This is a genomic window from Streptomyces sp. NPDC032745, assembly GCF_055579465.1.
Window position 1 is genome coordinate 195,062 of sequence record NZ_JBVING010000004.1, and the last position, 12,209, is coordinate 207,270.

10 protein-coding genes are annotated in these 12,209 nt (G+C 72.5%); all 10 read right to left on the reverse strand.

Annotation, left to right across the window (positions count from 1 at the left end):
• Window positions 1-78: 78 nt before the first annotated feature.
• A complete protein-coding gene (galE, locus tag ACZ5WG_RS12170) occupies window positions 79-1,080 on the reverse strand; it encodes a UDP-glucose 4-epimerase GalE (RefSeq protein ID WP_468722546.1) in 1,002 nt (333 codons plus the stop codon).
• Between the two features lie 79 nt (window positions 1,081-1,159).
• Entirely contained in the window at window positions 1,160-2,779 is a 1,620-nt protein-coding gene (locus ACZ5WG_RS12175) for a glycosyltransferase family 2 protein (protein WP_468722548.1), read from the reverse strand.
• Between the two features lie 77 nt (window positions 2,780-2,856).
• A complete protein-coding gene (gene obgE / locus ACZ5WG_RS12180; protein WP_468722550.1) occupies window positions 2,857-4,302 on the reverse strand; it encodes a GTPase ObgE in 1,446 nt (481 codons plus the stop codon).
• 177 nt (window positions 4,303-4,479) lie between these two features.
• Window positions 4,480-4,734: a 50S ribosomal protein L27 gene (gene rpmA, locus ACZ5WG_RS12185; RefSeq protein ID WP_008738950.1), complete on the reverse strand. Its 255-nt coding sequence runs from the start codon at window positions 4,732-4,734 to the stop codon at window positions 4,480-4,482.
• A 13-nt stretch (window positions 4,735-4,747) separates the two neighbouring features.
• Window positions 4,748-5,068 carry a 50S ribosomal protein L21 gene (gene rplU, locus ACZ5WG_RS12190; RefSeq protein ID WP_030159347.1) on the reverse strand — a complete coding sequence of 107 codons (321 nt, stop codon included), beginning with the start codon at window positions 5,066-5,068 and terminating at the stop codon, window positions 4,748-4,750.
• Window positions 5,069-5,347: 279 nt separating this feature from the next.
• Window positions 5,348-9,355: an Rne/Rng family ribonuclease gene (locus ACZ5WG_RS12195; protein ID WP_468722551.1), complete on the reverse strand. Its 4,008-nt coding sequence runs from the start codon at window positions 9,353-9,355 to the stop codon at window positions 5,348-5,350.
• A gap of 234 nt (window positions 9,356-9,589) precedes the next feature.
• Window positions 9,590-10,369, reverse strand: coding sequence for a TIGR03936 family radical SAM-associated protein (locus tag ACZ5WG_RS12200; RefSeq protein WP_468723039.1), 780 nt, complete (start codon window positions 10,367-10,369; stop codon window positions 9,590-9,592).
• Window positions 10,370-10,496: 127 nt separating this feature from the next.
• Window positions 10,497-11,477 (reverse strand): hypothetical protein, encoded by a 981-nt coding sequence (locus ACZ5WG_RS12205; RefSeq protein WP_468722553.1) that lies wholly within the window; start codon window positions 11,475-11,477, stop codon window positions 10,497-10,499.
• 48 nt (window positions 11,478-11,525) lie between these two features.
• Entirely contained in the window at window positions 11,526-11,957 is a 432-nt protein-coding gene (locus ACZ5WG_RS12210; RefSeq protein WP_468722554.1) for a PIN domain-containing protein, read from the reverse strand.
• Window positions 11,945-12,175 (reverse strand): type II toxin-antitoxin system VapB family antitoxin, encoded by a 231-nt coding sequence (locus ACZ5WG_RS12215; RefSeq protein WP_468722556.1) that lies wholly within the window; start codon window positions 12,173-12,175, stop codon window positions 11,945-11,947. The genes ACZ5WG_RS12210 and ACZ5WG_RS12215 overlap by 13 nt, the downstream gene beginning before the upstream one ends.
• Window positions 12,176-12,209: the final 34 nt, after the last annotated feature.

Below are 12,209 nucleotides of genomic sequence, written 5' to 3' on the forward strand. Positions count from 1 at the left end.
GTACGCAGCACGAAGCCGCCCGCCCCGGAACGCATCCGGGGCGGGCGGCTTCGCGTTCGTCCGCTGCGGCGTACGGGCTCAGCGCTCGACGTGCGGCAGTTCGCCCTTGCGGTTGGCCTCCCAGCCCGCCCAGGCCGAGGTGATCATCTCGCGGACGTCGTGCTTGGCCTTCCAGCCCAGCTCCGCGGCGATCTTGTCGGCCGAGGCCACGACCTTCGCCGGGTCGCCGGGGCGCCGCGGGACGACGACGGGCTCGTACGTGTGCCCGGTGCCCTCGTTCAGCAGCTGCGCCATCTCCCGTACGGAGACGCCCTCGCCGCGGCCGATGTTGACGGTGAGGTCCTTGTAGTCCCCGGTCGCGCCCCACTCGACGAGCTTGCGGGCCGCAACCACGTGGGCCTCGGCGAGGTCCTCGACGTGGATGTAGTCGCGGATGCAGGTGCCGTCCGGGGTCGGGTAGTCGTCGCCGAAGATGCGGGCGCCCTCACCCCTGTCGAAGCGCTCGAAGACCATCGGGACCAGGTTGAAGACCCCGGTGTCCGCGAGCTCGGGGGCGGCCGCGCCCGCCACGTTGAAGTAGCGCAGGCATGCGGTGGAGATGCCGTGCGCCTTGCCGGCGGCGCGGACCAGCCACTCGCCGGCCAGCTTGGTCTCGCCGTACGGGCTCAGCGGCGCGCACGGGGTCTCCTCGGTGACGAGCTCCACGTCGGGCATGCCGTACACGGAGGCGGAGGAGGAGAACAGGAAGTTGCGGACGCCGGCGGCGGCCACCGCGCCCAGCAGGACCTGAAGGCCCTCCACGTTCTCGTGGTAGTAGAACAGCGGCTTCTCGACGGACTCGCCGACCTGCTTCTTGCCCGCCAGGTGCACCACACCGGTGATCTTGTAGCGCCGGAGGGTCTCGTCCAGGTTCAGCCGGTCCAGGACCGAGCCGATCACCAGCGGGACGCCCTCCGGGACGCGGTCCTCGTTGCCCGTGGAGAGGTCGTCGAAGACGACGACCTTCTCACCTGCGGCGAGCATCGCGCGGACGACGTGGGAGCCGATGTAGCCGGCGCCACCAGTGATCAGAAAAGTCATGCGTATCTCCCTGGGGTCCCCGGACCGAGTCCGGGGTCCTGTCCGAAATCTCGGGCGACCTTGCGGTCGCCGCCTGTCTTCACTCCGATCCGCGGCCTGCCCGGGCCCGGTGGAGACGGTTGCGTACCAGGCTCAGCGCGCCCGCGGCACCCGGCGCGAGCCGCAGGGCCAGTGATCCTCCGCCCGTGCGGAACGGCTGCGCCAGCAGAACACCGTACCTGCTGCTGGGCAGCGCCCGGCGGTGGAGGAGGTCGTCGAGGGGGCGCGGGGAGGTGACCAGGGAGCTCCCGTCGGCGAACTCCACGCCCACCTGGACGCCCCACGCCTGCATGCCGCGGCGGCCCTGGCGGCGCCCGGCGGCGGCCACGCCGGTGAGCCGGAACGGCAGCGCGGCGGTCCAGCCGTCACCGTCGGCGGCGGGGCGCAGCTCCACCGGCCGGTCGAGGACCGGCTGCCCGCCCGAGCGCGGTACGAAGCGCAGCCGGGCGGTGCGCGGTCCGGCCTCGGCGAGGCGCCCGTACAGGTCGCGTACCCGGATCCGGAGCCGGCCGGCGCCGACCGGTTCGGCGTCGATACTGACGGGCAGATCGGCCATCGGCAGCCCGGCCAGCCCGTCCAGGACCACCGGGAGCTCCTGGCTCCACACGGGCAGCCCGCCGGGGCCGGTCGCGTACGGGGGCAGCAGCCGCGGCGGCTCGGCGGCGAAGCGGGTGAGGCGCTCCACGTCGGCGGGCGGGGCCGGGGTCGCCAGCAGCAGCCGGACGATCCAGCGGGCGTGCGCCCCGGCGGCCTCGATCGCGGCCTCGTCGAACCCGGCGAGGTAGTCGCGGGTCAGCGTCCACCAGGCGGCCTGGTACTCGGGGTCCTTGCCGAGCTCGCGCAGGTACATGCGCAGGTCGTACTCCAGGAACTTCACCTGGCAGGCAAGGCCCAGCCGCGGGGAGGAGTCGGTGATGATCCGGCAGGCCGTGCGGTGGGCCTCGATCCGCGAGCGCCAGTTGCCGACGTCCTTGCGGTCCAGGGAGATCGACACCTGGGCGGCACTGCGGCGCACGTGCCAGACGTAGACGAGGTCGCCGATGACGGCGATGCGGGGCGCGGCGGCCAGCACGCGCGCGGTGAAGACGAAGTCCTCGTAGACGAACCGGCCGTCGGGAAAGCGGATCGCATGCTTTTCCAGGAAGGACCGGTCGTACAGCTTGTTGACGCAGAGGGTGTCGCGGACCAGCTCGGGCCGGTCCGCGGGCCGCTCGATCACATCGCCCGCGGTGTACAGCCCGGGCATCCAGGGCACGTCGTGGTACTGCGGCAGCTCACGGCGTACGCAGGCGCCGACGGTCACCGGCGCGCGGTGTTCCTCGGCGGCGCGCACGAGGGCGTCGGCCGCCCCCGGGGGCAGGACGTCGTCGCTGTCGAGGAAGAGGACGTACGGCGAGGTCGCGAGCGCGATCCCGTCATTGCGCGGGGTACCGCATCCGCCGCTGTTCTCCGTGCGGTGCACGACCTTGAGGCGGGGATGGGCGCCGGCCAGCTCGTCCAGCACCCGCGCGGTGCCGTCGGACGAGGCGTCGTTCACGGCGATCACCTCGGCGACCACCGGGCCCTGGGCGAGAGCCGATGTCACGGCCTCGCCCACGAGCACGGCGTCGTTGTACGCGATCACCACGACGGAAACGCTGGGAGTGTTGGTGCTGCTCACCCGTTGGATCCTAGGCGACCGGGGTAAACATCACTTCAACTCCGCCGTCCGGGGCACAAAAACGGCAAAGCAGCAGATCAGAAGGGCCGGAATTCGTCGTACTCCTGCTGCGCCGAGTCCCCGCGCTTGGCTTCCTTCTCCTTGCGGCGCTGGGTGGCCGGACGCGGGGCCTCCATACGGTGGTCCTCACCGCGGCGGCCCAGCATCTCGGCGCCGGCCATCATGGTCGGCTCCCAGTCAAAGACGACCGCGTTCTCGTCGGAGCCGATCGCGACGCCGTCACCCGCGCGGGCACCGGCCTTCCTCAGCGCGTCCTCGACACCGAGGCGGTTGAGGCGGTCGGCCAGGTAGCCCACGGCCTCGTCGTTGTTGAAGTCGGTCTGGCGGACCCAGCGCTCCGGCTTCTCGCCGCGCACGTTGTAGACGTCCTCGACCTCGTCGTACGTGACGGTGAAGCCGGCGTCGTCCACGGCCTTCGGGCGGATGACGATACGGGTCGCCTCCTGCTTCGGCTTGCGGGAGCGCGCCTTGGCGACGACCTCGGCCAGGAAGTAGGAGAGCTCCTTGAGGCCCGTACGGGCGACCGCGGAGACCTCGAAGACCTTGTAGCCGCGCGCCTCGAGGTCGGGGCGGATCATGTCGGCGAGGTCCTGGCCGTCCGGGATGTCGACCTTGTTGAGGACGACGAGGCGCGGCCGGGTCTCGAGGCCGCCGCCGTACTGCTTGAGCTCCTCCTCGATGACGTCGAGGTCGGAGACGGGGTCGCGGTCGGACTCCAGGGTGGCGGTGTCCAGGACGTGCACGAGCACCGAGCAGCGCTCGACGTGGCGCAGGAACTCCAGGCCGAGGCCCTTGCCCTGGCTGGCGCCCGGGATCAGGCCGGGAACGTCGGCGATCGTGTAGACGGTCGAGCCGGCCGTGACGACGCCCAGGTTCGGGACCAGGGTGGTGAAGGGGTAGTCCGCGATCTTCGGCTTGGCTGCGGAGAGCACCGAGATCAGCGAGGACTTGCCGGCGCTCGGGAAGCCCACGAGGGCCACGTCGGCGACGGTCTTGAGCTCCAGGACGATGTCGCCCGTGGTGCCGGGGACGCCGAGGAGCGCGAAGCCGGGGGCCTTGCGGCGGGCGGAGGACAGTGCGGCGTTGCCGAGGCCGCCGCGGCCGCCCTCGGCGGCCACGAAGGTGGTGCCCTGGCCGACGAGGTCGGCGAGGACGTTGCCCTCCTTGTCGAGGACGACGGTGCCGTCCGGCACGGGCAGGACCAGGTCCTGGCCGTCCTTGCCGGAGCGGTTGCCGCCCTCGCCGGGCTTGCCGTTGGTGGCCTTGCGGTGGGGGCTGTGGTGGTAGTCCAGCAGGGTGGTGATCGCCTGCTCGACGACCAGGATCACGTCGCCGCCACGGCCGCCGTTGCCGCCGTCGGGGCCGCCCAGCGGCTTGAACTTCTCCCGGTGAACGGAGGCGCAGCCGTGGCCCCCGTTACCCGCGGCGACATGCAGCTCGACGCGGTCCACGAAGGTGGTCATGGTTGTTCCTCCAGATACATACGGGAATGTCCCAGGCAGGCCTTGCTGCCCATTAAACGTGCCTAAGCGTGCCTATGTGCCAACGCGCCGAGGGCGGACCTCTCTTCCCGGCTTGCGCCGGGAAGAGCTGAGATCCGCCCTCGGGAAGTTACGTACCGCTGATCAGCAGAAGCTGGATCAGGCGGCCGGAACGATGTTGACGACCTTGCGGCCACGGTGCGTGCCGAACTGCACGGCACCCGCCTGCAGCGCGAACAGCGTGTCGTCGCCGCCACGGCCGACGCCCGCGCCCGGGTGGAAGTGCGTGCCGCGCTGGCGGACGAGGATCTCACCAGCGGAAACGACCTGACCGCCGAAGCGCTTCACGCCGAGCCGCTGGGCATTGGAGTCGCGCCCGTTCCGGGTGGACGATGCGCCCTTCTTGTGTGCCATGTCTCAGTCCCTCTTACTTCGCAGCCGTGGGGATACCGGTGACCTTGATCGCCGTGTACTGCTGGCGGTGACCCTGGCGACGGCGGTAGCCGGTCTTGTTCTTGTAGCGCAGGATGTCGATCTTGGCGCCCTTGTGGTGGTCCACGATCTCGGCCTGGACCTTGATCCCGGCCAGCACCCACGGGTCGCTGGTCACGGCGTCGCCGTCGACAACGAGCAGGGTCGAGAGCTCGACCGTGTCGCCAACCTTGGCAGTGGAAATCTTGTCAACCTCAACGATGTCACCAACAGCAACCTTGTGCTGGCGACCACCGCTGCGCACGATGGCGTACACGCGGATCTCTCTCTCACTCGGGACGGATGCTCCTGAAGCCAGCCGCTCAGGCAGGCCCCTCTTGCGGGAGGGGACGGCACAGATCCGGATTGGACGAGCGGCCTCTCCTGCGGGCGGTGCCCGGCCGGAGGAAGGTGCTCAGGAGCGCGACGCGCACTAGACGTAATCATCTAGGACATGCCGACGGTCTAGGTTACGGGGCCGGTTCCGGAGGGTCAAACCGGGCCCCGCACGGCCGTGGGCCCCGCCTCTCGGCGGGGCCCACGGCCGTGCAGCGGATCAGGCTTCGGCCGGAGCCGAGACGGACGGCTGCGACTGCTGCTCGGCCGCCGCGGTCTTCTTCGTCGCCCGCTTCGCGACGGTCTTCTTGGCCGTCGCCTTCTTCGCGACGGTCTTCTTGGCGGCCGTCGCCTTCTTGGCGGCGGTGGCCTTCTTCGCCGGGGCCTTCTTGGCGGCCGTCTTGCGGGCCGTCTTCTTGGCCGCCGGGGCGGCCTCCTCGGCCTCCGCTGCCTCGGCCGGGGCCGGGGCGGCCTCGGGCTCGGCGGCGGGAGCCTCGACGACCAGTACGGCAGCCTCCGCCGCGCCTGCCGGGGAACCGGCGGGTGCGGTGGCCTTACGGGTGGCGCGACGGCGCGGACGGGCCGGTGCGGCCTCCGCCACGGGGGCCTCCGCGACCGGCGCCTCGGCGACGGGCTCGGGCTCCGCCGGTGCGACGGGCTCGGGGGCGGCCTCGACGACCGGCTCGGGCTCCGGGGCGGCCTCGGCCGCAGCCGGGGCGCCCGCCGGGGCCGTGGCCTTGCGGGTGGCACGGCGACGCGTACGGCCCTTGGGCGCGGCCTCGACCGTCTCGGCGGCTTCCACCGCCTCGGCGACGACCTCGGAGGCCGGCTCGAGCACCGTGTCGGCCGCCTCGGTCACCGGCTCGGCCTCGGCCACCGGCTCCGCCGCGGGGGCGGCGACGGGCTCGGCCTCGGCCACGGGGGCCGGAGCCGGGACGGCCGGAGCCGCCTGGACGGCCGCACCGCGCGGGGCACCCGCCGGAGCGGTCGCCTTGCGGGTGGCACGGCGACGGTTGCGACGGCCGCTCAGGCCGGCCGCGGCCTCCGCCTCCGCCGGGCTGCCGTAGAGCTCCTCGTCCGCGACGAACGCCGGCTCGGGAAGCGCCACCGGCGCCGCGAGCTCGGCGGCCACCTCGGCCTCGGTCTCGGCTTCGAGCGCCTCGTGCTCGACGGTCGCAGCGCCCTCGATCTCGTGGTCGTGCTCGTGGCCACGGCCGCGACGCTTCGCGCGCTTGCCGTTGCCACCGCCGCCGACCGCGGTCGGCGTCTCCATGTGCACGATCACACCGCGCCCGTTGCAGTGCACGCAGGTCTCGGAGAAGGACTCCAGCAGGCCCTGGCCCACCCGCTTGCGGGTCATCTGGACCAGGCCCAGCGAGGTCACCTCGGCGACCTGGTGCTTCGTACGGTCGCGGCCCAGGCACTCCAGCATGCGCCGCAGGACCAGGTCGCGGTTCGACTCCAGGACCATGTCGATGAAGTCGATGACGACGATGCCGCCGAGGTCGCGCAGCCGCAGCTGGCGCACGATCTCCTCGGCCGCCTCCAGGTTGTTCCTGGTGACGGTCTCCTCGAGGTTGCCGCCCTGACCGGTGAACTTGCCGGTGTTGACGTCGATGACGATCATCGCCTCGGTCTTGTCGATCACGAGGGAACCGCCCGAGGGCAGCCACACCTTGCGGTCGAGCGCCTTGGCGAGCTGCTCGTCGATCCGGTACGTCGCGAAGACGTCGACCTCGGAGGTCCAGCGCGACAGCCGGTCGGCCAGGTCCGGGGCCACGTGCGAGACGTAGCCGTGGATGGTCTCCCAAGCGCTGTCACCGCTGACGATGACCTTCGAGAAGTCCTCGTTGAAGATGTCGCGCACGACGCGGACCGTCATGTCCGGCTCGCCGTACAGGAGGCTCGGCGAGGAGGTCGAGATCTGCTTCGACTTCTTCTGGATGTCCTCCCACTGGGCCTGCAGACGCTCGACGTCGCGGCGCAGCTCGTCCTCGCTCGCACCCTCGGCGGCGGTGCGCACGATGACGCCCGCGTCCTCGGGGACGATCTTCTTGAGGATGGTCTTCAGACGCGCGCGCTCGGTGTCGGGCAGCTTGCGGCTGATACCGGTCATCGAGCCCTCGGGCACGTAGACGAGGTAGCGGCCCGGCAGCGAGACCTGGCTGGTCAGGCGGGCGCCCTTGTGGCCGATCGGGTCCTTGGTGACCTGCACCAGGACGGACTGGCCGGACTTGAGGGCGGACTCGATGCGGCGCGGCCCGTTGGCCATGCCGAGCGCCTCGAAGTTGACCTCGCCGGCGTACAGGACGGCGTTGCGGCCCTTGCCGATGTCGATGAAGGCGGCCTCCATCGACGGCAGCACGTTCTGGACCTTGCCCAGGTAGACGTTGCCGACGTACGAGGTGGCTTCTTCCTTGTTGACGTAGTGCTCGACGAGCACGTTGTCCTCGAGGACGCCGATCTGGGTGCGTTCGCCGGACTGGCGGACGACCATCACGCGCTCGACGGCCTCACGGCGGGCCAGGAACTCGGCCTCGGTGATGATCGGGACGCGGCGGCGGCCCTGCTCGCGGCCCTCGCGGCGGCGCTGCTTCTTCGCCTCCAGACGGGTCGAGCCCTTGATGGACTGCACCTCGTCGGACGGCTCGGCCTTCTCGCGCGCCGGGCGCGGCTCGCGGACCTTGACGACGGTGCGTACGCCGTCCTCCTCGCCCGCTTCGCCCTCGGCCGTGACGTCGGCGGGCTCACCGCTGCGACGGCGACGGCGGCGACGGCGACGGCTGGAGCTGGAGCCCAGGGCGCCGGTCTCCTCGTCGTCCTCGTCAGCGGAGTCCTCTTCCTCTCCCGCCTCCTGCTCGGCGGCCTCCGCCTCGGCCTCGTCCTCGGCGGACTCGTCCAGGTCGGCGGTCTCGCCCCGGCGGCGGCGGCGGCCGCCACGGCGGCGGCGGCGGGACGGGCGCTCGCCCGTCTCGTCGCCCTCTTCGAACTCGGCGGCCTCTTCGTCGAGCTCGGCGGCCTCGGCCTCCTCCTCGACACGTTCCACGTCGGCCAGGGACACCGGCGCGGACTCGGCGGCCGGGGCGGCCTCGCCCGCACCGCGGCCGCGGCGGCGGCGACGGCCCGCCGGCTGCGGGGCGGGGGCCTGGACGGCCTCGGCCTCGAGCTCGTCCTCCTCCTCCTCGACCTCTTCCGCCGGGGCGGCTGCGGCGGCGGCCATGGCGGCCATGGCGGCGGTCTCCGGGGTCTGGAACATCGGCTCGGTGAAGACCGGGGCCTGGAACACGGCCACGGCGGGGCGCGCGGCGCGGCGGCCACGAGCCGGGGCGACGGGCTCCTCCTCGGCGGCGGGCTCCACCGCAGCGGCCTGGGCGGCCGGAGCTGCGGAGGCTGCGGAACGGGTGGCGCGGCGGCGGCCGCCGCGCTTCGGGGAGTCCACGGCGTCGGCGACGGTGACGGTGGCCTTGGGAGCGGCCTCCTCCACGACGGCCTCGGCGGCGGGCGCCTCGGGGGCGGCGACGGCTCGGGTGGCACGACGACGGGCACGCGGCGCGGGAGCCGCAGCCTCCTCGGCAACCGGAGCAGCCGGAGCAGCCGGAGCGGCAGCCTCGACGACAACCTCGGCGGCAGGCGCCTCGGGGGCGGCCACGGCACGGGTGGCACGGCGACGGACACGCGGCGCGGGAGCCGCAACCTCCTCGGCAACCGGAGCAGCAGCCTCTACGACGGCCTCGGCAGCGGCCGGAGCCTCGGGAGCGGCCACGGCACGGGTCGCACGGCGACGGACACGCGGCGCGGGAGCCGCAACCTCCTCGGCAACCGGAGCAGCCGGAGCAGCAGCCTCCACGACGGCCTCGGCAGCGGCCGGAGCCTCGGGAGCGGCCACGGCACGGGTCGCACGACGACGGGCACGCGGCGCGGGAGCCGCAACCTCCTCGGCGGCCGGGGCGACGGCCTCGACGACCTCGGCGGCGGGAGTCTCGGTGGCGGCCACGGCGCGGGTCGCGCGGCGGCGGGTACGGGCCGGGGCGGCGGCCGGAGCGGCCTCCTCGACGGCGGCGGGGGCGGCCGGAGCGGCCTCGGTCACCTCGGCGGCCGGGGTCGCGGTCGCACCGGGCGGGCCGGCGGGCCGCGACGCGGCACGGCGACGCCTGCGCGGAGGCAGGTTGTCGCTCGGGCTGCCGCTGTCGGCGCCACCGGTGGTGTTGTTGGTTTCGTTGTTGAGCATGCGGGCGGTTCTCCCGTCACGCTCCCGGGCGCCGCGGCTGACTTCCGGTCCGGCACGGCCCCGCGCGATCAGCGCGGAACCGGCCTCCGGGGCGCGTTCGCCACACGGGAGCTGTAGTCCATGGCCGCCGGTTCCGTACGTCTTGTCCGTACGGCCTGGCGGAAGTCTTCAGGTCAGTGCGCGGCCCGACCCAGGTGGCTCCCGAGTGCCAGGGCTGCGCGACGACGACGATCCCTACGCGGCGGGACCTTCCGGCGCCTTCGCGTCGGCGGCTACGGCGGCCGTGGGTGGGGCGGCCGTGACAGCCTCGCGGTCGGGCGCGAGCGGGTCGGTCACCGTGCCGGACTCCTCGTCGAAGAGCCCCTGCGCCAGCCTGGTCACCGCTGCGGGGACCGGCGGCGCCAGGTCGGCCACAGCTCGGAGACCGGACAGGACGTCGTCGGGTCGCACGGCAGGTGTCAGATGCCGAACAACCAGCCGCAGTATCGCACAGGCATTGTCCAGCGGCCTATCAGCCGGGGTGGGAACCGCCTCGAGGCTCACTACGGCGCCCCGGGTGTCGAAGCTGCGCATGCCGTTCTTGGTGCGGCGCTGCACCTCGACCGCCTCGGCGGCGAGGAAGGCCTCGACGGCGCGCTCGGCGTCGGCGACCTCCACGCCCTCCAGCCGCAGCTCCCACACGGAGGCCGTCAGCCGGTCGGCGAGCCCGGAGGTACGGGCCTCGACGGCCTCGATGATGTCGAGCCCGAGCGGCATCGACTCGTCGAGCAGCTCGCGGAGCTTCTCGGGGTCGCGGGGCTCGGCGAGGGCGATCTCGAGGTACTCGGCCTCGCTGCCGGTGCCGGTCGGCGCGGCGTTCGCGTACGAGACGCGGGGGTGCGGGGTGAAGCCCGCCGAGTACGCCATGGGCACCTCGGCGCGGCGCAGGGCCCGCTCGAACGCGCGCTGGAAGTCACGGTGGCTGGTGAACCGGAGGCGGCCGCGTTTGGTGTAGCGCAGTCGGATGCGCTGCACCACCGGTGCGGGGGGTGGGCCTTCGGGCTGTCGCTTGCCCAGTGGTTCTTCTCCTTGTGCGGGGCTCCGCGGCTCGCGCGTCGCCCTGAGGTCTGGTGAGCCTGCCGGCCACACCGTGCCCTCCGGCTCACCCCTGCTTCTGTTCGTGCAGGGAGATCTCGGGGGCGGGCGCGTTTTTGCCTGCGGCTGTCGTACTACCCAGAGTACGCGCCCGTGACCTCGCCGGTTCCCGGCCGGGGCCCCCGAACAGCACCTTTCGCACGTCGGCCCGGACCTCGCGGACGGTGGCGCGGACGGTGCGCCACACCTCCCGTACGACATGTCCGACCGGCGTCAGCACGTGCCGGTACACCTGCGACACGGGCCGGCCCACGAGCACCCACCCGACCAGCCGGACTCCCCGCCACACGGCCCGCACGATCCGCCCGGCGACGTACCAGGCCCAGACGAGCACCTGCCACAGGGGCACGAGCACGTACCGGTACACCCCGACCCCCACGGGCCGCAGCAGATACCGGTAGACCACGGACCCGATCACGGCCAGTCCATGCCCGACCGGGGTCATCACGTACCGGTAGAAAACAGCCCCCACCCACAGCAGCCCCCGCCCGACGGGCGCGAGCACGTACCGCCACAACCCCACCCAGGGCCAGACGAACAGGCTCATGCAGAGTGCCCACAGGGTCCACATCACGCCCTTGGCGAGCGGTGCGAGCAGATACCGCATCCCCCCGCGCCCGACCCAGGCCAGCGCCTCACCGAGCGGACGCAGGAGGTGTACGTACAGGAACCGCCCGACGGGAGCGACGAGGTACGCGTACACGGGCTGGAGCACATACCGCCACAACCCGACCCAGGGCCAGACGAACACCAGCTTGAGCAGCACCGTCAGCACCCAGCCGGTCCCGCGCAGCACCGGCTGGAGGACGTACCCGGAGAAGGGCCCCAGCACGTGCCGCTGGACGGCCCGCCCGAACGCGACGAGCAGATCCCAAACCACCCGTACGGGCAGTACGACGATCAGCGCCACGATCTTGACGGGTACCCGCACGACCCCCACGAGGCAGCCCTCGCCACTCCCCCCGTCCCGCGGCTTCTCAAGTTCCATAACCGTAAGGACACCCAGAACCCCCCGACCGTTGCGGCGGGGGCCGGCTCAGTCGATGGACCCCGGCTCGGCCAGCCACCGGGTGCGGAGGTCGATGTGCTTGGCCAGCGTCTCGAAGTCGCGGTCATAGTGGAGGACGGTCAGGCGATGCCTCGCCGCGGTGACCGCGACCACGAGGTCGACCACTCCCGCGGAGCGCACGCAGCCGGCCTGGGCCAGGGCCTCCTGCACGGCACCGACCCGGACCCACACGTCGTCCGGGATCCCGTGCCACACGTACAGGTCCGTGAATGCCTGCCGCATCGCGGCGTATTGGGCGGCCGACCGCGCGGAGTACAGCGCCTCGGCCTGCGTCGCCGCGCACATGCCGATGCGTCCGGCGGCGAGTGCCGGCCGCCAGGTGGAGAACGGCCCCGGCAGCGTGATGCGGTGAGCGGCGGAGGTGTCGATGAGGAACGTGCCCTCGGTCAGCTCCCCCACGGCCCCCGCACCTCCTCCTTGAATCCGGGTTCCCGCCCCTTGTCGAAAGCGCCTTCCTCATCGAGCTTGACGAGTGCTTCCAGCGCCCGCTGCCGACGCAGCCGTGCTCCTATTTCTTCGAGCGCGGCGTTGACCGTGTCCTTCTTGGTGGTGGTGCCGAGTGCCTCCGCCGCCAGGGCGAGTGCCTCTTCGTTGATGTCGATCACGGTCTTGGCCATGCCGGCCACCTCCTGGCAGCTGGGACAAAGTATT